Raw genomic sequence first — 21,642 nt, 5'->3', positions numbered from 1 at the left:
ACGAGCCGGTCTTCTCGGCTACCGGCGCGCAATTTCGCTTGCGACGCCATGGGGTGCGACGGCACATGTCCCTTGACAGAGTGACCCGTGACACATTACTGTCCTGCTTCGTGAATGAATGAACATTCACGAAGCGCGAATTTATATTCACCGACGTCGTCGAGGGTTGATTCCGACTCGGCGCACCCTCCCCACCGCGCACCATCCCCACTGGACACATGGAGCCCCCATGCCCTCTGCCCCGACCGACTGGACCAGTCCGCAGCACCGGCGCTCGGTGACGTGGATCGTCGCGCTGGCGACCGCGGCTCTCGCCTTCGACGGATACGACCTGGTCGTATACGGCACGATCCTGCCGATCCTCATGGCCGACCCAACTCAACTGGGCCCGGTGTCTGCAGAACAGGCAGGCGCACTGGGCTCATATGCCCTGATCGGAGTTATGGTCGGTGCCTTGCTTGCCGGCGCTGTCGGCGACCGCATCGGGCGCCGGAAACTCCTCTTGATCTCCATCGCGTGGTTCTCCCTCGGTATGGGTGCTGCTGCGATGACCCACACAACTGCAGCGTTCGGCATCATGCGCATGCTCACCGGCATCGGCCTGGGCGGACTCCTCGCGACCGCCGGTGCCGTCGTCGCCGAGTTCGCGCCCGCAAGCAAGAAGAACGTGTACAACGCCATCGTCTACTGCGGGGTTCCCTTCGGCGGCGTCGTGGCGGCTCTGCTCGCGATGCTGCTGCGGGATTCGATCGGCTGGCGGGGTCTGTTCTGGATCGGAGCGCTGCCCCTCATCATCCTTCTCCCGCTGGTGGCGTGGAAGATACCCGAGTCGCCGCGGTGGCTCGTGTCACGCGGCCGCGCCGACGAGGCCCGCGCGATCGCGACCGCTACCGGTATTCCCTCGCCGACCCCGGAGGAACTCGTCGTCGAACGGGCCGGTGTCGACAAGGTGGGCTTTGCCGCGCTGGTGACCCGGCGGTACGCGTTGGGTACAGCTCTGCTCGGCCTCATGAGCTTCGGTGGCATCATGCTCACCTACGGGCTCAACACGTGGCTGCCGAAAATCATGGAGAACGTGGGTTTCGACGCGAAGAACTCGCTCGCGTTCCTTCTGGTACTCAACGGTGGCGCGATCGCCGGCGGCATGCTCGCATCCCGAGTGGCCGACCGTACCGGCCCGCAACGGGTCATCGTGGCCACCTTCCTCTTGGCAGTCCTCTCGATCGTCGTCCTCACGATGAACATGCCGCTCTGGGTTCTGCTCGCTGCGGTGGCAGCGGCCGGTATCGGTGGAATCGGCACGCAGATCCTCATCTACGGATTCGTCGCCAACTACTATTCGACGAATGCACGTGCTGCAGGTATCGCGTGGTGTGCCGGGTTCGGCCGGCTCGGCGGGATCTTCGGCCCCATCATCGGCGGACTGATCCTAGGTGCCGGGCTGGGTAGTAACGTTGCCCTCTACATCTTCGCGGGTGTGGCACTGATCGGAGCGGTCCTGACCGCGCTCGTGCCCGCGCGGCGCACCGCTGCGGCACCCGGCCGGGTGGACACGGTAACGGACATGGAACCCGACGCCGTCCGGTCGTGATGCGCGACGCGAGGGCCGGTATCACCGTGTGATACCGGCCCTCGCGCGTGTGGTCTCGGGTACGGTCGTAGAACGGTGCGCCACCGGGGAGGGCTCGAACTCGCCCTCGCGTGCGACTTCCGCGTCGCGGGTGAGTCCGTGAAACTGGGTCCTGCCGGAGGTGGGTATCGGAATGCTACCCGGTTCCGTTGGCACCCAACATCTTACGAGGCTCGCCGGTCCGTGCCGTGGCACACCGCATCACTCTCGGCGCCGAACTGGTCAACGGTGCGCAGGCAGAGAAGCTCGGGATCATGCACTCGGCGACGTCGAAGACGAGGGGCGTGCGCTGGCCGATCGTCTCGCAGCTGTGAGGTCGACGAGATCACGCGCTTGATCGAGACACCGGAGACAGCCGGTCTGCCGGAGGCATTCGTCGCACGCGCCCGCTGACCGTGCTACATGCCGTTTCCGGCAGCACCGTGGTTGCCGGACTCGTCGGCATAACAGGTGCGGACCGACGTCGACATGGGAAACCGGACGTCGGTCGCGCCGAACATCAACCGAGTTGCCGCCTCGACCGACGCCTCGATGTGCGCGGCCGCGGCATCGGCATGTCGTGTGTGCACCATCACCTCATCGTGTTGGAAGAACACCAGTTTGCCGTCCTGGCCGTCCGGTGCCGCCGTGAGCCGGCGACGAAGTTCGGCCAGCACGCACAACGCCCATTCCGCGGCCGTGGCCTGGACGACAAAATTGCGGGTGAATCGCCCGCGGGCGCGTGTGTCCCCGTGCGTGAGAAACTCAGGTTCCGTTGGGGGACAGGCGCGCCCGAGCCACGAATGCACCACCTCCCCGCGCTCTCCGGTGCGGGCTGCACGTTCGACGAATTCGACTGCGTCGGGGAAGCTTCTCCGCAACACTGTCAGTAGCGCACGGGAATCACCGGAGGTCGCGCCGTACAGCACACCGAGCACCGCGACCTTCGCTTTCGCACGGTCACCACCGAATGCTGCCGCCGCAACCGGTGCGTACAGGTCGTCGCTGCCTGCGGCAGCGACCATGCGGGGGTCTCCCGACATGGCGGCGAGGATACGAGGTTCGAGCTGCCCGGCGTCGGCGATGACGAAGGTATGACCGGGGTCGGCGACCACGCTCGACCGCAACGCTTTGGGGATCTGCAGAGCGCCACCACCGCGGCTCGCCCACCTCCCCGAGACGACGGCACCCGGCACGTAGACGGGGCGGAAACGGTTGTCGTGCACCCATGTGTCGAGCCAACTCCAACCGTTGGTGCTGTACAGCTTCGACAGGTCGCGGTGCCTCAACAACAATGGCACCGCGGGATGGTCGAGTTCGCGCAGCACGTGCTTGCGTGTCGACGACAGTTCGATGCCCTCGCGGCGGAACGCGTCGAGCACCTCGACATGCGATGCCGGGTTCACGGGCCGGCCGAACACGGCCTGAATCTCTGCGATCACCTCGGCGATCCGAGAGGGTGGTTCGTAGCCGAGGGGGCGTCGGCCGAGGGTGCGCTCCAGTAGGTCGCGGTGCACGTCGGCGGAGAACGGCAACCCGCCGAACCCCATTTCGGCTGCAGCGAGTGTCCCCGCAGATTCGGCAGCCACAAGCAGATCGAGACGTCGATCGGTGGCCGTGCGACGACGTTGCTCGACGAATCGCTCGATCACGGTGGCGATGTCGACGCCGGGCGCCGCGTCGAACAGCCCCGGGCGTTCGTCCACCGGTTCCTCGACGGGATCCGGCGGGATCCCGTCGCGCGTGTTCAGAATTGCGGCGGTGGTCGCCAGATCATGGCACCGCTGAACCCGCACACCGGCGCGCAGCAGATCCGGGTACACGGTTGCGGTGGAGGTCCACACCCAGCGTGGGCTGCGGGACGCTTCGAGTTCCGCAACGGTCGCCGCGAGGTCGCGACACTCATGGGATTCGCCCACCTGGGCACCCGCGTCGTCGACCAGGGCGATGGTGCCGCCCCGCACACCTCTGCTCTCGGAGGGATGGGGGACGACGACGGCACGCACCGCCCTAGTCTGCGCTATCGGCCACAGAGCTGCTGCCGTCTGCCAGCAGTTCGGCGGAGCGGTGGAATCCCCGACGGTCGTACAGCCACGTCACGATCGCCCCGAGCGCCACGCCGACACCGAGCCCGACGAATGTCATCGCGACGCCGTGTGTCAATCCTGCCGCGCCGTGACCGTCGAAGTAGAGGATCGCGCGTGTGGCGATGTAGATCTGGTGCATCGGCTCGAACGTGGACAGCCACTCGAACATCTTGGGCATCGCCTCGATCGGGACAGTGCCACCGGACGACGGCAGCCCGAGCACGATGAAGATGAACAGGTTCACGAGCAGACCTGCGGATCCGAACACGGACATCACCGACACCGAGGTGATGCCGACCGCGCTGATCGCGAGTGCTCCGTATTCCCACATCAGCAGGGCTCGCGGAACGGGCATACCGAGTGCTGTGGCGATCCACAGATACAGCGCCGACACGATCAACGACAGGACGACGATGATTCCCCATTTGATGAACAACACCGTCAAACGGGACATGCGGGTGGTCTCTTTGTTGATATAGAGCGGACCGTATTCGGTGGGGATGAACCCGAGAGCTGTGTCGACGAGGGTGTTGACGATCGTGGCGCCGGTGAATCCCGCGAGGATCAGCAGCAGCGTGAAGTAGAACGCGGACAGGCCGGCGCCGGTGCCGTCGGGTAGCGGTTTGTGTTCGACGTTGAGGACGTTGATCGGTTCCTGGAGCGTGAGCAGGCTTCCGCCCGACAACTGCAGGTCTGGTGCGGTCTCGGCGAGGGTGTTCGTGACCTGGGTGGTGAGCTGTTCCCCGACAGTGTCGTTGACCTGGGTCATGGCGGTGTCGCTGATCATGCCGACGATGCCGGTCGCGAACGTTCCGGTCCGGGGATTCGAGTAGACGGTGATGATCGGCTTTTCGATGTCGCCGGGCACGACGCTGCCTTGCGCAAGAATCGAGGTGCGTTTGGTGAAGTCGCTGGGGATCACGATCGCGCCGTACAACGACCCGGTGTCGAGACCGGAGTTGGCCGCGGAGATGCCCATCTCCTGCATGTCGATCTCTGCCGGATCGATACCGTCCAGGACCGCGGCGGTGATCTCGTTTCCGAGGTTCCGTGGTTCGTCGTCGCCGGGCATGACGTCACCGACGTCCTGGTTGACGATCGCCATGGGGAACTCGCGCAGGTTGTCCGCCGGACTGACCATGCTCGCGAGGTAGAAGTACCCGAGCGCAGACATCACTGCAGTTACGACGACGAGCGGCGCGAGCCAGAATCGAGGCCCCCGCAGTGTCTTGCGGTGGGGATCGGTCGCGGTACCTGTTGAACTCACCCATTGATTGTGCACACGAGTGTGCGAAATTGTGCCCGATGGGCGGGACGAAGTGCTCGAGAGCACGGCGCCGGACGGCTGGGGTGAGGCTCACGTCGGTCGGTGAGGCAGACCCACGGAGCTGCTGTGGACCTGGGGCTTGTCGCGTCGGCGTGCACTTCGGGTATGTGCCCGTTGCAATAGTGTGTGACGCACACTATCGTGTGACGTGTGATCGATCCTGAGATCTTCGCCGGCCACAGTCAAGAAGTGCGACGAGGTTCCGTCGTCGTCGCGAGTCTCCTGATGCTGCGCACCCCCGGGTACGGCTACGGCCTGCTCGAAGCGCTGGCCGCTGCAGGCGTCGCCGTCGATGCCAACACGCTCTATCCGCTGTTGCGGCGCCTCGAGAAGCAGGGCCTTCTCGTCAGCGAGTGGAACACCGATGAGGCACGTCCACGCAAGTTCTATCGGACCTCCGAGGCAGGGGAGCAACTTGCGGCGGTTCTGCTCGACGAGTGGACCGCCCTCGGACGCAGCCTGAGGACGATCGATTCCCACACCGAAGGAGATGTGCGATGACACTCACCACACTCACCGATCGTTACGTCGCCACGACGTTGCGCAGAATCCCCGCCGACAAACGCGACGACATCGATCGTGAACTGCGCGGGTCGATCGCAGACGCTGTCGATGCGCGGGTCGAATCCGGCGCCGACCCGGTCGAGGCCGAGACCGAGGTGCTCACCGAGCTCGGCGATCCCGACCGGTTGGCGGCCGAATACATCGGGCGGCCGCTGTACCTGATCGGGCCCGGTCTCTATCTCGACTGGCGCCGGCTGCTCTCGGTTCTGCTGTGGATCGCGCCGCTTCCCGGGGCTGTTGTGCTGGTCCTCGACCTCCTCGACGACGCGTCTCCCGGAGAGGCGATCGCGTCAGGTCTCTGGACGACGGCGATGGTGGCGCTGCAGATCGCGTTCTGGACGACCTTGGTCTTCGGCGTCCTGGAACGCAACGGGCATCGACGCGGAAACCTCACCGGGGAATGGACGGTGGAGAGGTTGCCGGAGACAGATCCGAACAATCGGGTGTCGCTCGGCGACACGGCCTGGACGATCGCACTTCTTGTTGTCGGGATCGCGGCAGTGGTTCTGCAGCGCAGCTTCTCGGCCTACCGGTATGCCGACGGATCCTCGATCCCGATCCTTGATCCCGACCTGTGGTCGTTCTGGCTGCCCGCCCTCATCGTCGTGCTGGCACTCAGCGCTGTGTTCGAGATCGTCAAGTATGTCGTCGGGCACTGGACCACCGCGCTCGCTGTCGTCAACACAGTGCTCAACCTGCTGTTCACCATCCCACTGGTCTGGCTCGCGTCGGTCGACCGGCTGTTCGAGCCCGACTACTTCGAGGCGGCGTTCGGCGACACCGGCGACTCGATGCGCGCAGCGAACACCATCGTCATCGTCGTTGCAATCGGGGTGGCGGTGTGGGAGATCGGCGAAGGTTGGTGGAAGGTGCTGCGCTCCCGCTGATCGCTCATTCCTCGACGGCAGGGACGACGGTCGCGGGATCGTCGTCGCTCGCCGCTGCGAGCGACGGGAGTGCCGCGCCGATCAGGTACGGCAGACTGAGAGGGCTCGCGAAACCGAGCGCCGCAGGCGCGGTGGTACCGAACTCGCCGAGGTAGACGGTGCGGTCGGAACTCACCACATCCAGTGATTGGAAGAGTTCGTCGTCCGCCAGCGTTTCGGCCGTCGCGCCCACGACGATGAGGTTCTCCTGGTCGAGCAGGTCGTAGCGTTCGGGGCCGACTTCGCCGGTGACCGCTGGAGTCGCGAAACCGAGGTCGGAGAAGAACCGATTGCGCGGATCCCCGGCCTCGAGAATGTAGAACGATCCGTCGTCCATGTGCAGCGCAACGGCGGCGGTGCGGCCCTCGAACTGCGGATTCGCCTCGACCGCGTCTCTGAAGTCCTGCTCGACGTCGGCGCGGAGTTGCTCTGCCTCTGCACGCGCGCCCATCGCGTCGCCGATCGCCGCGAGTTGTTCCTGCCACGACGGAGTGGAGGTGCCGTCGCCGGCCTCGAGATCGCCCACCATCGGTGCGATCTGGGAGAGCGTGTCGTACTGGTCCGGTTCGAGCACTGAATAGGTGCCGAGGATCAGGTCGGGCCCCAGCGCCGCCACCTGCTCGGCGTTTACCTCGAGCCCACCGACCTCGGGAATCTCCTGCCCGTCGAGTTGCTCCTGAGCCCACGGGCGGTTCCGGTAGTCGAATCCCATGTACTCGCGGGTGCCCACCGGAATCCGGCCGAGTGCGAGGACGAAGTCCTGGTCGTTGAAGCCCACCGTCACGATCCGTTCGGGCTGTTCTTCGATGGTGACGGTGCCGTATTTGTCGGTGACCTCGACAGGGAAGGCGCCCTCCGCGCCATCGCCCGACTCGGGGCCGGTGGAATCGTCCGAGGTTCCGCAGGCGGTCAGTATCAGTGCCGCGGCGGTGGTGAGTACGAGTGCGACACGCATGCGCGATATCCCTTCGTCCGCAGATCGCGAAATCGTTCCCGGATACGGGCAGCGTACTCACTTCGTGTCTCAGTGCAGGAGATCTCCGAGAGATCTCGCTGCCGCCGCAACGGCCGCACCGATCCGTGCTTCGTCGGTGGCATCGAAGACCGAGACACCTACCGCTGCCTGTGCCCCGCCGACGCGGCGGGGGACACCGGCGGAGATACCGATGGTGGTGGAGACGACCTCGCCCGCAGAGATCGCGTATCCGAGTCGACGTGCTCGGTCGACTTCTGGACGCTCGTCGGCTGTCGGTGGCAGCGTCGACAAGATGGCCAGGCCCGCGGAGCCGCGATTGACCGGATGGACCTGTCCGGGACGAAAAGCGATGTGGACCTGCGATCGTCGCGGCTCGATCACCATCATCGCTCGGACGGTGGTGTCCGATTCGCGGACGACGAGGTGGGCGGTCGCTTCCACGGTGTCGGCGAGATCTTCGAGGATCGGGCGCGCGAGCGTGCGCAGATCCTGTTCGACCGATTCCGACAGAGTGACGAGTCCGGCTCCGAGCGAGATCCGCTTGTACTCGTCGCGGCGGCACAAGCGGTGCGCTTCGAGGGTTCGGATCAGCCGATGGGCCACCGTCCGGTGCACGCCGATGCATTCGGCAATCTCACTGACGGACAACCCGTTCGGGTGCGCAGCCAGTAGCTCGAGGATCTCGAGACCGTTGTGAAGTGTCTTCGACATGCCCGAATCCGGCTCGATCCGCGCCATGTCGAACGCCCGCATAGGCGCAGCCTCATCCTGCGTTTGGGTCATCTCGCCCCGTACCTCCTTGACGTCTGTGAACTGTAACACCTAGCATTATCGTTAATCGCACGGATAGTGCGATTATCGCACACATACGAATGGGTTTCCACGACATGACACGCATTGACAACGGTGTCGACGCGGCGCTGCTCGCGCAGGTCCATCAGCTCTACGGACTGCAGAGCCACCTCATCGACGGTGGCTCCGCGCGGGCATGGGCGGAGACGTTCACGCCCGACGGCGAGTTCTGCTCACCCAGCTATCCGGCGCCCGTCTCCGGTACCGACAATCTCGAGGCTTTCGCCGGGCGGTTCTACTCCGGCGCGCACGATGCCGACGAGGTCCACCGTCACGTCGTCACCAACGTGGCGGTCGACAGAATCGACGACGACACCCTGCGCGTCCGGGCGTATCTGCAGATCGTGGCCACCGCCCGCGCCGGCGACTCGCGCCTCGTCCGATTCACCACGATCGACGACCGAATCGTCCGGCACGGCGACACGTGGCTCGTCGACCGCCGCACCGTCGCTCGCGACGACGCATGAACCACCGTCGCTCGCGACGACGCAAGAACTCGGTGTTGTTGTAACCCACTTTGTTTCGTACTTACGGAGGAATTTCCACGATGACCACTGATGCTCAGAACCCGGGTCGTACCGTCACCTCTCAGATCATCGCGCAGTACCCGGAGATGGCCGGCAAGGTCGCCGTCGTCACCGGAGCCGCACGCGGAATGGGGGCACAGTTCGCCCGTGGTCTCGCCTCGCGCGGCGTCAACGTCGTCGGTGGTGACATCAACGACGTCCAGATGAAGGAGACCGCCGAGCAGATCAACGCCGAGCTCGCGGCCGAGTCCCTCGCCGAGACTCCCGGCATCGTGGTCGGCGCGCGTATCGACGTCACCGATCCTGCCGAGCACGAGGCGCTCGCTCAGGTCGCGCTGCAGGAGTTCGGCTGGATCGACTTCTGGATCAACAACGCCGGCATCTTCCCGTTTGCGCTCGCCGACGAGATCTCGAAGGAGCAGATCGCAGCCACGCTCGACGTCAACGTCGAGGGTGTCCTCTTCGGTGCGCAGGCCGCGGCGCGGCACATGCAGCCGGGCAGCGCGATCGTCAACATGTCGTCGGTGTCGGCGCTGCGCGTGCGCAAGGGGCGCGGTGCCTACTGCGCGTCGAAGGCTGCTGTCGCGCATCTCACCGAGTCTCTCGCAGTCGAATTCGGCGACAAGGGAATTCGTGTCAACTCGATCGCTCCGGGCTACATCGACACCGAGATGACCCGCTGGGTGCAGGAGGATCCGGCAGCGCTGAAGCACGCACTCGACGTCGTGCCGCTGCACCGTCTGGGCTCGCCGGAAGAGGTCTTCGGTCCGCTCCTGTTCCTCCTGTCCGACAGTGCCCGCTACGTCACGGGACACTCGATCGCGGTCGACGGTGGCTCACGCCATGTCTGATCCGGTCCTGGAAACCGTGACGTACCCGTCGGTCGTTCTCGTCACGGGCGCGGCTGCGGGTATGGGCGCCAACCACTCTCGTGTGCTCGCGGCCCGCGGTGCTCATGTGTGCCTGGCCGACGTGGCAGATACCTCCGCGGTCGTCGAGGAGATCGAAGCTGCGGGGGGTTCCGCGTCGGCCTACACGCTCGACGTCGCCGACTCGGCGTCGTGGACCCGGGTGGTGAACGAGATCAGTTCTCGGCATGGGGCACTCGGTGGACTGGTCAACAACGCCGGGATCTCGCGGCGGCTCGAGTTCATGGATACCCCGGACGATGTCTGGGAATCCACGATGCGTATCAATCTGTTCGGTCCCTTCTACGGCATGAAAGCCGTTGCGCCCCTCATGCGCGACAGCGGCGGCGGCTCCATCGTCAACATCTCCTCGATCTCCGGGCAGATCGGCTACTTCTCTCCGGCCTACTCGTCGAGCAAGTGGGGAGTGCGGGGCCTGTCGAAATCGGCAGCAGGTAATTTCGCGAAGTGGGGAATCCGAGTCAACTCGGTGCACCCCGGGCTGGTCGGGACGTCGCTGCTGGGAGGGGCGGACGCATTCGTCGGTGCCGCTCTCGAGAGCGTTCCGGTCGGGCGGATGGCGACGGTCGACGAGATCACCGACGCCGTGATGTTCCTGCTCTCGGATCGGTCCACGTACATGACCGGCAGTGAGGTCACCGTCGACGGCGGGATGACCTCCAACGGCCTCTACCACCGCATCATCGCGGAGACGGGAGATCAACTGTCATGAGCGACGACATCATCGACGTCGTGGTGATCGGCGGCGGCGGCGCGGGCCTCGCTGCGGCGGTCTCTGCCGCCGAAGCCGGCGCGAGCGTTCTGCTGTTCGAATCCGAAACGGAACTGGGCGGGTCGACGCAGTTGTCGGCCGGGCTCTTCACGGCTGCAGGGACGAGCGTGCAGGCAGGACTCGGCATCGAGGACACCGCCGACAAGTTCTTCCAGCACTACATGGACCTCAACCACTGGATCCTCAACCCCGGTCTCGTCCGGGCGTTCTGCGACAACGCCGGTCCCACTCTCGAGTGGCTCCTCGAACTCGGTGTGGAGATCCCGGCGCGGGTGTCGTCGAATGCCCACATGCCGGGCCTGTGCCAGGCCGGGGTCGAGGACGTGTGGCGCGGCCACGTGCCGAAGGACCAGGGTTACGGACTCGTCCAGACGCTCGACCGGGCCCGCCGCGCCCATGGCGTCGAGGCGATCCTCGCCACCCGGGTGCAGCGCCTGCTCGTCGAGGGCGGTCGGGTCGTCGGTGTCGTCGCGGATGATATCGAGGTCCGCGCGCACTCCGTGGTCGTGGCGTCCGGCGGATTCGCACAGAGCACTGAACTGCTCGAGCAGTACTACCCGTACCCTCTCGCCGCGGGCGAGTCGTTGTTCGTGGTCGCCGCACCCGGTAGCCGCGGTGATCATCTCCGGTTCGGCGAGCAGATCGGGTCCGCGGTCGTCGGCAAGGACTGGGGCTTGACCATGCCCACCGCCTACTTCCAGCGCTACCACCACTGGCAGGCGGGGTTCCCGCCCAAATCGCGGATCTACGTCAACAAGGCCGGTCGCCGGTTCATGGACGAGGATGCCTCGTACGCCGTGTCGGGTGGTCTCATGGACGCGCAGGACGGGCCCGTGTGGGCGATCTTCGATGAGAAGGCGCGTACGGAGCTCCCCGCCGGTTACGCCGACTGGGACGCCGAGCGCGTCGCGGCGGAAGCCGACGCGGGGCGTACTGTGCGCGCAGGTACCCTCGTCGAACTCGCAGGGCTGATCGGCGTGCCCGTGCCCGCGCTGGTGGCCACCGTGACCCGGTGGAACTCCCAGCTCCCGAACGGTGTCGACGACGATTTCCTGCGCCACCGCACCCTTGCGAACAAGGGCTCGACCTCCGATCCCGACCCCGTCGCGCAGGGACCGTTCTACGCGGTGCGTATGCTGCCCGCCGAACTGGTCTGTACGCACGCGGGGCTCGAGATCAATCAGAACGCCGAAGTTCTCGACACGATCGGGAACGTCGTCCCCGGCCTGTATGCGGCCGGAGAAGCGGGAGCCGGGATCCTCGGCCTCCGCTATGTGGGTGGCGGAAACGCCGTCGCCAACGCATTGACCATGGGGCGCATCGCCGGCCGCAACGCGGCACGGGCGTCCTCCGTCGGCTCCACGCCGCCGTCTGAACTCGGGACAGCCGGCGTCTGACGCCCGCCTGTCCCCTCGAACCACTAAGGACACACCATGCTTGGATCCGACGCGGCAACGGCCGCGGAAAGGCCGCCGCACGCAGACCCCGCACCGAAGAAACAGTCGACGGCCACGGTCATCCGCGCGGCGGTCGTGGGTACCGTCGTCGAGTACTACGACTTCGGTATCTACGGCTACATGGCAACGATGGTTGCCACGCTGTTCTTCGTCTCGGAGAACGACACGGCCGCTCTGCTGGGGACCTTCGCGGCCTTCGCGGTGGCCTTCTTCCTGCGGGTGCCCGGCGGCATCGTCTTCGGTCACATCGGCGACAGATACGGACGTAAGACCGCGCTGTCGTGGACCATCCTGCTGATGGTGGTGGCGACGGCGGCCATGGGTCTGATGCCCACCTACGCCACCCTCGGCGTGTGGGCGACCGTCCTGCTCGTGCTGGCCCGCTGTCTGCAGGGCTTCGCAGCCGGCGGTGAGCTCGGAGGTGCCAACGCGTTCGTGTCCGAATCCGCACCGGCACGGTGGCGTGCGACGCAGACCTCGATGGTCAACTCCGGCACGTACCTCGGTTCTCTGGTGGCGTCGCTCGTCGCACTCGGTATCACGTCGACCTTCTCGGAGGAGCAGATCCTCGAGTGGGCTTGGCGCATCCCGTTCCTGCTCAGCGTCGTGATCGGTGTCATCGGCGTCTGGATCCGTAACCACCTCGAAGACACCCCGCAGTTCGAGGAGATGGCGGAGAAGGGCGAAACGAAGAAGCTGCCCGTCGTGGAACTCCTGAAGACCTCCGGCGGAAGCGTCCTCAAGATCATCATGCTCGGGGCGCTCATCGTCGGCGGCTACTACGTCGCGTCGGTCTACGCGGCGACGTACTTGCAGACCGAAGGTGGACAGACGTCGTCGGCGGCGTTCCTGTCGACGTCGCTCGCGCTGGTCCTGGGCGTGATCACCCTGCCGATCTCCGGCTACATGGCCGACAAATACGGACGTAAGCCGGTGTTGTTCGCCGGTAGCCTCGCTGCGGCGGTGCTCGGCGTCCCGATGTTCATGTTGATGGCAGGCGGAACCCTGTGGCAGGCCGTTCTCGGTCAGTCGGTGTTGTTCATCTGTGTGTCGGTCGTCAACGGCGCTTCCTTCGTCGTCTACGTCGAGATGCTGAAGGCGTCGGTGCGGTACAGCGGTATCGCACTCGGTAACAACGTCACGAACATGTGCCTGGGCGGCACCGCACCCTTCATTGCCACGTGGCTGATCGATGTCACCGGGAACTCGCTGGCTCCGGCCGGGTACTTCGTGTTCACGGCGCTGCTGACCTTGGTAGCGGTGTTCCTCATCGAGGAGACCAAGGGCATCGAGTTGCCGACCGACTGACGCCGGACCTGTATCGAGCGAACGCCGGCACCCGATGTGGGTGTCGGCGTTCGTTGTTCAGCAGATGATAAATGTGTGAACAAGCTCGCGGTCTGCGGTACTGTGACCGCATGTCCGCACCCCGCGACCTCGACTACTGGTCCTTCGTCGAACTCGCGCAGGAGCGTCTGAACAGCAAGTTCGGCGACCATCACCGCAGCGCGACCGAAGTGTTGCTCACGTTGAACCGAGCGTCGGACATCGTCACCTACGATCTCGAATCGAGCGTGCACCGCCCGCGCGGGCGCTCGTGGTCGGCGTATCGCCTGATGTTCGTGATCTGGCTGGCCGGCCCCATCGAACCGAACGTGGCGGCGAGGCTGACCGGGATGAGTCGTGCGGCCGTGTCGAATCTCGCGAAACCGCTGGTCGAAGCCAATGTTCTGGAGAAGACGCCCGTCAGTCACGATGCCCGCTCGGTGCAGCTGTCACTGACCGAGGCCGGCGAGAAGGAAATCGTCGAGGCATTCGGCGCGCAGAACGAGCGCGAACTCGCGTGGGTGGATGTTCTCAGCGACGCTGAGCAGCAGATTCTCGTGATGCTGCTGAACAAGCTCATCACCAACCGCAGTCAGTTCGACGTGCGCGGACGCAACTGATTCACGGCAACTTCTTCCCTGTGGTTGCGCTCACGCTCCCGAATTAGTTAATGTGTTTACTAACCCCGGCGGCGGCAGAGACCCCGCGCAGTCCGATTCATCATTTCCGAGGAGCCGAACCATGGCGTTCTACCGACAGCTCGGCGTCATCCCGCCCAAGCGTCACACCCAGCACCGCGACGACAACGGCAACCTCTACTACGAGGAGCTGATGGGTGAGGAAGGTTTCTCGTCGGACTCCGCGCTGCTGTACCACAAGTACATCCCCTCGGCGATCGTCGACGCCACCGAGTGGAAGGTCCCGGACCAGGCCACGACGCCGAACCATCCACTCAAGCCTCGGCACCTGAAGCTGCACGACCTCTTCCCGGAGAGCGTCTGGAACGACACCGACGTCGTCACCGGCCGCCGCATGATCCTCGGCAACCCCGACGTCCGCATCTCGTACGCCGTGTCCAAGAAGCCGTCGCCGCTCTACCGCAACGTGGTGGGTGACGAAATGGTCTACGTCGAGTCGGGCACCGCGAAGGTCGAGACCGTGTTCGGCACGCTCGAGGCCGAGCCCGGCGACTACGTGCTGCTGCCCATGGCCACCACACACCGCTGGGTGCCGACGGGCGACGAGCCGCTGCGCGCCTACACGATCGAGGCGAACAGCCACATCGTGCCGCCGAAGCGCTACCTGTCGAAGTTCGGCCAGTTCCTCGAGAACGCCCCCTTCTGTGAACGCGACCTGCACGGCCCCGCCGAGCCGCTGATCGTCGAGGAGGAGAACGTCGAGGTGCTCGTCAAGCACCGCACCTCCCACGGCATCGTCGGCACCCGCTACCTCATGCCGAACCATCCGTTCGACGTCGTCGGATGGGACGGCTGCCTGTACCCGTACACGTTCTCGATCCACGACTACGAGCCGATCACCGGCCGCGTGCACCAACCGCCGCCGGCGCACCAGTCGTTCGAGGGCAGTAACTTCGTGATCTGCAACTTCGTGCCCCGCAAGGTGGATTACCACCCGCTGTCGATCCCGGTGCCGTACTACCACTCGAACGTCGACTCCGACGAGGTCATGTTCTACGTGGGTGGCGACTACGAGGCCCGTAAGGGTTCGGGTATCGGACAGGGCTCCATCTCGGTCCATCCCGGCGGCCACGCTCACGGCCCGCAGCCCGGAGCGTACGAACGCAGTATCGGCGCCGAGTTCTTCGACGAACTCGCCGTCATGGTCGACACCTTCCGCCCGCTCGAACTCGGCGAAGGCGCCCTCGCGTGCGAGGACGCCGCGTATGCCGGAAGCTGGAACCGCAACAGGGAGGCATCCAAGTGACACCCTTCGGCCCTCTGCTCACGCAGCTGTGTGACGATGCCGCACTCTTCCCTCCTGGAAATGCGCCGATCGCGGATGCGGTCCCTGCGCACGCCGTCCACACTGCTGCCGATCACGCGCCGCTCGTCGGGTCGTTCGTGTTCCCTGCCGGGCGTCTCGGTGAGCTCGCCGAGCTGCTCGCGCAGGAGCCGTATACCGGTGAGCTCGAGCTGAGCTTGACGGTGCCCACCGGTACCGATGCGGTCGCACCCGCGCTGGCGAAGGCCGCGACACTCGATTCCGTGTCCGTCACCGCTCTCGAGATCGCCGTTCCCGCAGAGCAGACGGTCGACGAACTCTTTACCGCGCTGGGCGAGATCTCTTCGGCCAAACCGGAACTCAGCGTGTTCGTCGAAGTACCCCGAGACGAGCGTCGCCCGGAGATCCTGGCTCGCCTCGCACAGACGCCGTACTCGGCGAAGTTCCGCACCGGCGGGATCGTCGCCGAGGCGTACCCCGACGAAGCAGAGTTGGCGGAGGCCATCGGCACGGTTGTCGCTGCAGGTGTCCCGTTCAAGGCCACCGCCGGGTTGCACCACGCGGTTCGTAACACCGACCCCGAGACCGGCTTCGAACAGCACGGTTTCCTGAACATCCTCGACGCGGTCGCCGTGGCACTCGACGGCGGCGACAACGCTGCAGTTGCGGAGGCGCTCGCCGACCGCGACGGTGCTGCTCTCGCATCACGTTTGAAGGATCTGTCCGACGAGCGTGCCGCAGAGGTGCGTAGCAGGTTCCGCTCGTACGGCACCTGCAGCATCGCCGACCCACTCGCCGACCTGCTCGACCTCGGACTGGCACCGTCGACCGTATCTCCGATCAACTCTGCCGCTGATGCGGTGGCACACCGCGAAGGAACGCACGAATGACCACCATTGCAATCCCGGACGATTCGCTCTTCGGGCTCGACAACCTGCCCTACGGCATTTTCTCCACCACTGATTCGGAGCCGCGCGTCGGTGTGCGCGTGGGTGATTCGGTCCTCGACCTGAGTCGCGTGTTCGAAGACGACGTCGTGTTCGCCGAACCGAGCCTCAACGCCTTCATGGCGCAGGGCCGTGCCCGCTGGGACGAGGTGCGCGCCACCATCAAGCAGACGATCGCCGGTGATGTGGCCGACGACGCTGTCTTCCCGATCGGCGACGTCACGCTGCACCTGCCCATCGAGGTCGCCGACTACGTCGACTTCTACGCATCGGAAAACCATGCGTCGAACCTGGGTCGGCTGTTCCGTCCCCAGAACCCCGACCCGCTCATGCCGAACTGGAAGCATCTGCCCGTCGGATACCACGGACGCTCCTCGACCGTCGTCACCTCGGGTGTCGACATCGTCCGTCCGTGCGGTCAGCGCAAGGGACCGAACGACGAAGCGCCCGTGTACGGTCCGTCGATCCGCCTCGATATCGAAGCCGAGATGGGCTTCATCGTCGGCGCGGGCTCGAAGATGGGGGAGCAGATCGCTCCCGACGAGTTCGCTGATCACTGCTTCGGCGCCGTGATCCTCAACGACTGGTCGGCCCGCGACATCCAGGCATGGGAGTACGTGCCGCTCGGACCGAACCTCGGCAAGTCGTTCGCGACGTCGATCTCGCCGTGGGTCGTGCCGATCGCAGCGCTCGAGGCCGCGCGCATCGACACCCCGGTTCAGGACCCCGAACCGCTCCCGTACCTGTTGGGTGAGGAGAAGTGGGGCCTGGACATCGATCTCGCGGTGGAGTGGAACGGCCACATCGTCTCGCGCCCGCCGTATGCCCAGATGTACTGGTCACCCGCGCAGATGCTTGCGCACACCGCGGTCAACGGCGCCGCGACCCGCACCGGCGACCTGTTCGGCTCCGGCACCATCTCCGGCACGGAGAAGGATCAGCGCGGTGCGTTCATCGAACTCACCTGGGGTGGTGCAGAGCCCGTCCAGGTCGGTGACGAGACTCGCACCTTCCTCGAGGACGGCGACGAAATCTCGATCTCCGCTACCGCTCCCGGACCGAACGGTTCGCGTATCGGTTTCGGTGAGGTGCGCAACCGCATCCTGCCCGCCACAGGGGACAGCAAGTGAGCAAGGTTTTCGCTACGGCGGCCGACGCGGTCGCTGGTATCCCCTCGGGTGCGTCGCTGGCCGTCGGTGGTTTCGGTCTGTCGGGTATCCCCGATGAACTGATCAAGGCGATCGCTGCGGGTGACGCCACCGATTTCGAGGTGTTCTCCAACAACTGCGGTGTCGACGGCCACGGACTCGGAATTCTTCTCGGCGAGAAGCGGATCAGCCGGGTCACCGCGTCGTACGTCGGTGAGAACAAGGAATTCGCACGCCAGTACCTCTCCGGTGAACTCGAGGTCGAGCTGACACCGCAAGGCACCCTCGCCGAGAAGCTCCGCGCCGGTGGTGCCGGGATTCCGGCGTTCTTCACTCCCGCGGGTGTGGGCACCCCGATCTCCGAGGGTGGGTTGCCGTGGCGGTATGCGGCGGACGGGTCGGTGCAGATCGCGTCGCCGGCGAAGGAGATCCGCGAGTTCCGTGGTAAGCGGTATGTGCTCGAGGAGGCGATCAGCGCCGACTATTCGTTGGTGCATGCGCTGCGGGGGGATACCGAGGGCAATCTGGTGTTCAACAAGGCCGCGATGAATTTCAATCCGCTGGCGGCGATGGCCGGCGCGGTGTGCATCGTGCAGGTCGAGGAGCTCGTCGAGCCGGGTGAGATCGATCCGGGGCAGGTGCATCTGCCGGGTGTGTTCGTCGATCGGATCGTGCACACCGGCATCCAGGACAAGCTGATCGAGAAGCGCACCGTCAGCGCCGGAAAGGTGGCCTGAGCATGACTGCTGTTGTGGAGACGCTCGGCTGGTCGCGTACGGAGATGGCTGCGCGTGCGGCGCAGGAACTGTCTCCGGGTGAGTACGTCAATCTCGGTATCGGCCTGCCGACCCTGATCCCGAATTATCTGCCCGAAGGTGTGCGGGTGACTCTGCATTCGGAGAACGGGATTTTGGGCACCGGCCGGTATCCGACCGAGGACGAGATCGACCCGGATCTGATCAATGCCGGTAAGGAGACGGTGACGGTCAATCCCGGTGCGGCGTTCTTCGATTCGGCACTGTCGTTCGGCATGATCCGCGGTGGTCACATCGATACCGCCGTCCTCGGCGGTATGCAGGTGTCGGCCACTGGAGACCTGGCGAACTGGATGGTGCCGGGCAAGATGGTCAAGGGCATGGGCGGTGCGATGGATCTGGTGCACGGTGCTCGCAAGGTGATCGTGTTGATGGAGCACACCGACAAGACCGGTGCGCCGAAGATCGTCGATTCGTGTTCGCTTCCGCTGACCGGTGAGGGCGTGGTGCAGAGGATCATAACCAATCTTGCCGTCATCGACGTTACCGATGATGGTCTGGCTCTGCGTGAGTGCGCGCCGGGCGTGACCGAGGAACAGGTCCGCGCAGCAACAGGAGCGCCCCTGGCTTGATGGCCGGACCACGCAACGATGCCCGGGACCCACAAGGACCCGGGCATCGCTGTATCTCGAGTCAATCGACCGAGAGCAGATCTCCCACAGAGCAATTCAGAACTCGACACACAGCGGTGAGGGTCGAGAAGCGGATGGCGCGAGCGCGCCCGTTCTTCAACACCGACAGGTTCACGACACTCACCCCCACCTCTTCGGCCAACTGCGCCAACGTCATACCTCGATCGGCCAGCAATGTGTCGAGGTGGCAGCGAACGGCATGTTCCGTTTCGGGAGGCATCAGACGAGGCCTTCGTTGTCGCGGGCCATACGGCTACCGATCCGCAGCGCGACCGCGACCGCCGACAGCGCCATGCAGAACACATACCCATACCAGAATTCGGGACCGAGCGTCGCGGTGTCCATCATCTCGCGGGCCTCCACGTCGCGTAGCAGCATGTTGGTGCCGAGTGTTCGGGGGAACTGCGGAACGAGGATGGTCGCGACCGCCACCAGGGAGGAGACCGCGACGAGACGCACCGCGAGGCGGTCGAACAGGTGGCCGCGGACGAATCGCACGACCATCCACGTCAACAGTGCCAGTACCGCCAGGTAGCCGAATGTCTGCAGTGCGTCGGCGCTCCGGAGGAAGCCGACAGTGACGGGGGAGAGCGGGTCTGTCGACACGTCGATGGTGGAAGGCGACCCCAGTTGCATCGCAACACCGTCGAGCGACGTCAGTGCCTGAGGCTCGTCGAACTCGACACGCGCTGTGACGATCCCGTCGTTCAGTTCGCGGAGGAGTCCGGTGAAATACGTGTAGAGGACGACGCCGCCGGTGAGGGCGAAGACGGTGATCGACGCCCACAGGTCGCGGCGGTCTTTCTTCGATGTGTCGGTCGGAGTGATCGGCTCGCTGTCGGTGGTGTTCATATCGTCTCCTGCTACTCGAAGAGCCATAACGATTATCGATGCATCGATAATCGTTATACACATCGACAAACGATATGTCTAGTGTTGGATGTCGAAACCGCAGCCGCTTCGGACAGATACTGCCCGCCGACGGGTTGCCTCTGTCTCCCAAATGCGCGCCGGGGGTCAGGCGTTCGAAATTGCGACCGGGTCGCCGCAGTGGATGGTCCCCGTTGTGCTGACCTGTGCGTACACACCGACGCACGGCGCTTCCTTGCCATCCTCACGGGTCATCACACGATTGCGCGACATGACGGTGCGCAACATCTCGCGCCGAGCAGGAATCTCCTGGTGGTCGAGCGTCACCATCACACACCGATCGGTGCGCTTGTTCGGCTCGACGACCGCGTTGCCTACCCGGAGCCGAACACCCAGCCAGTCGTTCTCGACGAAACCGTCCATGCCTTCTGTGTCGACGACGATCGTCGGCCTGAACCGGCGGACGGCTATCTCGACCGGATCGCCCGTGTCGAGCGCCTCGACCGCTGCCGTCGTCACCACGTGAAGAGGAGCTGCGTCGTACGAGCGGGCCTTGGCTTCGAGCCGGACGGCGTGCCCCGTCAGATCCGACAACATCTCGTCGACGCCGCTGTCGTCACCCCGCATCACGGTGCCGTCAGGGAAGGTCAATTCCAGCGATGCCGGGTCGCGCGGGTCGGCCTCGTCCGTCAGGCGTGCACGGCATGTCAGCAACACGCCGAACCGGCGGAACTTCTTCGCGCTTGCCACCGCGCCCGATTCTGCATCGACGACGGCCCACACGTGATCGCCGCGCGAGCCGTCGGATTCGATCGTCGCGGACTGCAGCCGCTCGCCTCCGAAGGACTTGACCGGATACCGCCACAGTTGACCGACATGCACAACGAGCCAGCATACGGATGCTGTGTGACCTCTGGGGACCTGCTCTAGTGTGACGGCCATGACCGACAAGACACGACGGTGGGGACTCACGGTTCCCCTCGACGGCATCCCCCTGGCCGATCAGCGCAGCATCATCGAAGAGCTTCCCGACCTCGGCTACTCCGACGTCTGGTCGTCCGAAGCCAACGTGGCCGACGCCTTCACCCCGCTCGCACTCGCGAGCGTGTGGGCGCCCACGTTGAGGCTCGGCACCGCGATCGTCCCCGTCTACACCCGCGGCCCGGCCACGCTCGCGATGTCTGCTGCCACCTTGGCCTCCGCAGCTCCAGGACGGTTCGTGCTCGGAGTCGGCACGTCGTCCAACGTCATCGTCGAGAAGTGGAACAGCATTCCCTTCGACGAGCCGTACAAGCGCGCCCGCGACACGCTGCGATTCCTGAAGTCGGCGTTGGCCGGCGAAAAGGTGACCGAGGAGTACGACACCTTCACCGTCGACGGGTTCCGCGCCGGGATGGTCGCGGATCCCGCTCCGCCCGTGCTGCTCGCGGCCCTGCGACCCGGGATGCTGCGACTCGCCGGCAAGGAAGCCGACGGGGCGATCGTCAACTGGTTGTCGGCCGACGACGTCCGCACTGTCGCGCCGTACGTCCACGAGGGCGGCGACGGTAAGGAGATCGTCGCGCGGATCTTCGTGCTGCCCGGATACGACACCGACACCGCTCGGGCCATGGGCCGGCGCATGATCGCCGCGTACATGAATGTGCCCGTCTATCGGGCCTTCCACGAGTTCCTCGGACGATCCGACGAGTTCGCCGGCATGTGGCGGCTGTGGGCGGAAGGCGACCGCAAGGCCGCGCTCGAAGCGATTCCCGACCATGTCGTAGACGAACTCATCGTGCACGGACACCCCGACGCGTGCCGCGAACACGTCGAACGTTACGTAGAGGCGGGCGTCACCACCCCCGCGATGCTGCTCGTCGCAGACGGCGATCCGGCACCGATGATCAGGGCGCTGGCACCACGCTGAGGTCCGG

23 protein-coding genes are annotated in these 21,642 nt (G+C 65.3%); 16 read left to right on the top strand and 7 right to left on the bottom strand.

All coding sequences use genetic code 11. The annotated features are described in order from the left end of the window. Positions 1 to 229: 229 nt before the first annotated feature. A complete protein-coding gene (locus Q7514_RS12615; protein WP_330133611.1) occupies positions 230 to 1,591 on the top strand; it encodes an MFS transporter in 1,362 nt (453 codons plus the stop codon). A 188-nt stretch (positions 1,592 to 1,779) separates the two neighbouring features. Then, the gene (locus Q7514_RS12610; RefSeq protein WP_330133610.1) at positions 1,780 to 1,944 is read left to right on the top strand and encodes a hypothetical protein; all 165 of its coding nucleotides are present in this window, start codon (positions 1,780 to 1,782) and stop codon (positions 1,942 to 1,944) included. Between the two features lie 84 nt (positions 1,945 to 2,028). On the opposite strand, the gene Q7514_RS12605 is transcribed toward Q7514_RS12610, so the two are convergent. Continuing rightward, a complete protein-coding gene (locus tag Q7514_RS12605; RefSeq protein ID WP_408016079.1) occupies positions 2,029 to 3,615 on the bottom strand; it encodes a bifunctional 3'-5' exonuclease/DNA polymerase in 1,587 nt (528 codons plus the stop codon). A 4-nt stretch (positions 3,616 to 3,619) separates the two neighbouring features. Next, on the bottom strand, positions 3,620 to 4,963 hold the full coding sequence (locus tag Q7514_RS12600; RefSeq protein WP_330133609.1) for a YhgE/Pip domain-containing protein: 1,344 nt from the start codon (positions 4,961 to 4,963) through the stop codon (positions 3,620 to 3,622). Between the two features lie 210 nt (positions 4,964 to 5,173). On the opposite strand from Q7514_RS12600, the gene Q7514_RS12595 reads away from it, so the two are divergent. After that, a complete protein-coding gene (locus Q7514_RS12595) occupies positions 5,174 to 5,524 on the top strand; it encodes a PadR family transcriptional regulator (protein ID WP_330133608.1) in 351 nt (116 codons plus the stop codon). Then, positions 5,521 to 6,474: a permease prefix domain 1-containing protein gene (locus Q7514_RS12590; RefSeq protein ID WP_330133607.1), complete on the top strand. Its 954-nt coding sequence runs from the start codon at positions 5,521 to 5,523 to the stop codon at positions 6,472 to 6,474. The genes Q7514_RS12595 and Q7514_RS12590 overlap by 4 nt, the downstream gene beginning before the upstream one ends. A gap of 4 nt (positions 6,475 to 6,478) precedes the next feature. On the opposite strand, the gene Q7514_RS12585 is transcribed toward Q7514_RS12590, so the two are convergent. Together Q7514_RS12585 and Q7514_RS12580 are read right to left on the bottom strand one after the other, a co-directional pair. Beyond that, positions 6,479 to 7,468: an ABC transporter substrate-binding protein gene (locus Q7514_RS12585; RefSeq protein ID WP_330133606.1), complete on the bottom strand. Its 990-nt coding sequence runs from the start codon at positions 7,466 to 7,468 to the stop codon at positions 6,479 to 6,481. A gap of 69 nt (positions 7,469 to 7,537) precedes the next feature. Next, positions 7,538 to 8,200 carry an IclR family transcriptional regulator gene (locus Q7514_RS12580; RefSeq protein WP_330133922.1) on the bottom strand — a complete coding sequence of 221 codons (663 nt, stop codon included), beginning with the start codon at positions 8,198 to 8,200 and terminating at the stop codon, positions 7,538 to 7,540. 176 nt (positions 8,201 to 8,376) lie between these two features. On the opposite strand from Q7514_RS12580, the gene Q7514_RS12575 reads away from it, so the two are divergent. From Q7514_RS12575 to Q7514_RS12525, 11 genes are all read left to right on the top strand, one after another. After that, entirely contained in the window at positions 8,377 to 8,808 is a 432-nt protein-coding gene (locus tag Q7514_RS12575; protein ID WP_330133605.1) for a nuclear transport factor 2 family protein, read from the top strand. Positions 8,809 to 8,888: 80 nt separating this feature from the next. Then, on the top strand, positions 8,889 to 9,719 hold the full coding sequence (locus Q7514_RS12570; protein WP_330133604.1) for an SDR family NAD(P)-dependent oxidoreductase: 831 nt from the start codon (positions 8,889 to 8,891) through the stop codon (positions 9,717 to 9,719). Beyond that, positions 9,712 to 10,509, top strand: a complete 798-nt coding sequence (locus Q7514_RS12565; protein WP_330133603.1) for an SDR family NAD(P)-dependent oxidoreductase — start codon at positions 9,712 to 9,714, stop codon at positions 10,507 to 10,509. The genes Q7514_RS12570 and Q7514_RS12565 overlap by 8 nt, the downstream gene beginning before the upstream one ends. Next, on the top strand, positions 10,506 to 11,966 hold the full coding sequence (locus Q7514_RS12560) for an FAD-dependent oxidoreductase (protein WP_330133602.1): 1,461 nt from the start codon (positions 10,506 to 10,508) through the stop codon (positions 11,964 to 11,966). Before Q7514_RS12565 ends, Q7514_RS12560 begins: the two co-directional genes overlap by 4 nt. A gap of 36 nt (positions 11,967 to 12,002) precedes the next feature. Then, positions 12,003 to 13,334: an MFS transporter gene (locus Q7514_RS12555; protein WP_330133601.1), complete on the top strand. Its 1,332-nt coding sequence runs from the start codon at positions 12,003 to 12,005 to the stop codon at positions 13,332 to 13,334. 110 nt (positions 13,335 to 13,444) lie between these two features. Then, entirely contained in the window at positions 13,445 to 13,972 is a 528-nt protein-coding gene (locus Q7514_RS12550; RefSeq protein WP_330133600.1) for a MarR family winged helix-turn-helix transcriptional regulator, read from the top strand. A gap of 121 nt (positions 13,973 to 14,093) precedes the next feature. Then, positions 14,094 to 15,296 carry a homogentisate 1,2-dioxygenase gene (locus tag Q7514_RS12545; RefSeq protein ID WP_330133598.1) on the top strand — a complete coding sequence of 401 codons (1,203 nt, stop codon included), beginning with the start codon at positions 14,094 to 14,096 and terminating at the stop codon, positions 15,294 to 15,296. Continuing rightward, entirely contained in the window at positions 15,293 to 16,204 is a 912-nt protein-coding gene (locus Q7514_RS12540) for a hypothetical protein (RefSeq protein ID WP_330133597.1), read from the top strand. The genes Q7514_RS12545 and Q7514_RS12540 overlap by 4 nt, the downstream gene beginning before the upstream one ends. Further along, entirely contained in the window at positions 16,201 to 17,391 is a 1,191-nt protein-coding gene (gene fahA / locus Q7514_RS12535) for a fumarylacetoacetase (RefSeq protein WP_330133596.1), read from the top strand. Before Q7514_RS12540 ends, fahA begins: the two co-directional genes overlap by 4 nt. Next, complete coding sequence (locus tag Q7514_RS12530; RefSeq protein WP_330133595.1) at positions 17,388 to 18,146, top strand: CoA transferase subunit A; 759 nt, start codon at positions 17,388 to 17,390, stop codon at positions 18,144 to 18,146. The genes fahA and Q7514_RS12530 overlap by 4 nt, the downstream gene beginning before the upstream one ends. Before the next feature lie 2 nt (positions 18,147 to 18,148). Beyond that, on the top strand, positions 18,149 to 18,796 hold the full coding sequence (locus tag Q7514_RS12525; RefSeq protein WP_330133594.1) for a CoA transferase subunit B: 648 nt from the start codon (positions 18,149 to 18,151) through the stop codon (positions 18,794 to 18,796). 61 nt (positions 18,797 to 18,857) lie between these two features. Here Q7514_RS12525 and Q7514_RS12520 read toward each other — a convergent pair whose 3' ends face one another. The 3 genes from Q7514_RS12520 to Q7514_RS12510 form a co-directional block, all read right to left on the bottom strand. Next, positions 18,858 to 19,076 carry a helix-turn-helix domain-containing protein gene (locus Q7514_RS12520; RefSeq protein WP_330133593.1) on the bottom strand — a complete coding sequence of 73 codons (219 nt, stop codon included), beginning with the start codon at positions 19,074 to 19,076 and terminating at the stop codon, positions 18,858 to 18,860. Further along, a complete protein-coding gene (locus tag Q7514_RS12515; protein ID WP_330133592.1) occupies positions 19,076 to 19,708 on the bottom strand; it encodes a hypothetical protein in 633 nt (210 codons plus the stop codon). The genes Q7514_RS12520 and Q7514_RS12515 overlap by 1 nt, the downstream gene beginning before the upstream one ends. A gap of 165 nt (positions 19,709 to 19,873) precedes the next feature. Further along, positions 19,874 to 20,668 (bottom strand): MOSC domain-containing protein, encoded by a 795-nt coding sequence (locus tag Q7514_RS12510; protein WP_330133591.1) that lies wholly within the window; start codon positions 20,666 to 20,668, stop codon positions 19,874 to 19,876. On the opposite strand from Q7514_RS12510, the gene Q7514_RS12505 reads away from it, so the two are divergent. Then, on the top strand, positions 20,667 to 21,635 hold the full coding sequence (locus tag Q7514_RS12505; RefSeq protein WP_330133590.1) for an LLM class F420-dependent oxidoreductase: 969 nt from the start codon (positions 20,667 to 20,669) through the stop codon (positions 21,633 to 21,635). The genes Q7514_RS12510 and Q7514_RS12505 overlap by 2 nt on opposite strands. The last annotated feature ends 7 nt before the right edge of the window (positions 21,636 to 21,642 follow it).

The organism is Rhodococcus artemisiae (genome assembly GCF_036327795.1).
GTDB classification, from domain to species: Bacteria; Actinomycetota; Actinomycetes; order Mycobacteriales; family Mycobacteriaceae; genus Rhodococcus; species Rhodococcus artemisiae.
The sequence above is the reverse complement of the archived record's forward strand: the minus strand, read 5'-3'. Positions and strand labels throughout refer to the sequence as shown.

What these genes read in the sequence shown, in the direction of transcription:
- Q7514_RS12615 (WP_330133611.1), top strand. Translation starts at nt 230, where the DNA reads ATGCCCTCTGCCCCGACCGACTGGACCAGTCCGCAGCACCGGCGCTCG.
- Q7514_RS12590 (WP_330133607.1), top strand. Translation starts at nt 5,521, where the DNA reads ATGACACTCACCACACTCACCGATCGTTACGTCGCCACGACGTTGCGC.
- Q7514_RS12585 (WP_330133606.1), bottom strand. Translation starts at nt 7,468, where the DNA reads ATGCGTGTCGCACTCGTACTCACCACCGCCGCGGCACTGATACTGACC.
- Q7514_RS12580 (WP_330133922.1), bottom strand. Translation starts at nt 8,200, where the DNA reads ATGTCGAAGACACTTCACAACGGTCTCGAGATCCTCGAGCTACTGGCT.
- Q7514_RS12575 (WP_330133605.1), top strand. Translation starts at nt 8,377, where the DNA reads ATGACACGCATTGACAACGGTGTCGACGCGGCGCTGCTCGCGCAGGTC.
- Q7514_RS12570 (WP_330133604.1), top strand. Translation starts at nt 8,889, where the DNA reads ATGACCACTGATGCTCAGAACCCGGGTCGTACCGTCACCTCTCAGATC.
- Q7514_RS12565 (WP_330133603.1), top strand. Translation starts at nt 9,712, where the DNA reads ATGTCTGATCCGGTCCTGGAAACCGTGACGTACCCGTCGGTCGTTCTC.
- Q7514_RS12560 (WP_330133602.1), top strand. Translation starts at nt 10,506, where the DNA reads ATGAGCGACGACATCATCGACGTCGTGGTGATCGGCGGCGGCGGCGCG.
- Q7514_RS12555 (WP_330133601.1), top strand. Translation starts at nt 12,003, where the DNA reads ATGCTTGGATCCGACGCGGCAACGGCCGCGGAAAGGCCGCCGCACGCA.
- Q7514_RS12550 (WP_330133600.1), top strand. Translation starts at nt 13,445, where the DNA reads ATGTCCGCACCCCGCGACCTCGACTACTGGTCCTTCGTCGAACTCGCG.
- Q7514_RS12545 (WP_330133598.1), top strand. Translation starts at nt 14,094, where the DNA reads ATGGCGTTCTACCGACAGCTCGGCGTCATCCCGCCCAAGCGTCACACC.
- fahA (WP_330133596.1), top strand. Translation starts at nt 16,201, where the DNA reads ATGACCACCATTGCAATCCCGGACGATTCGCTCTTCGGGCTCGACAAC.
- Q7514_RS12525 (WP_330133594.1), top strand. Translation starts at nt 18,149, where the DNA reads ATGACTGCTGTTGTGGAGACGCTCGGCTGGTCGCGTACGGAGATGGCT.
- Q7514_RS12520 (WP_330133593.1), bottom strand. Translation starts at nt 19,076, where the DNA reads ATGCCTCCCGAAACGGAACATGCCGTTCGCTGCCACCTCGACACATTG.
- Q7514_RS12515 (WP_330133592.1), bottom strand. Translation starts at nt 19,708, where the DNA reads ATGAACACCACCGACAGCGAGCCGATCACTCCGACCGACACATCGAAG.
- Q7514_RS12505 (WP_330133590.1), top strand. Translation starts at nt 20,667, where the DNA reads ATGACCGACAAGACACGACGGTGGGGACTCACGGTTCCCCTCGACGGC.
- Q7514_RS12510 (WP_330133591.1), bottom strand. Translation starts at nt 20,668, where the DNA reads ATGGCCGTCACACTAGAGCAGGTCCCCAGAGGTCACACAGCATCCGTA.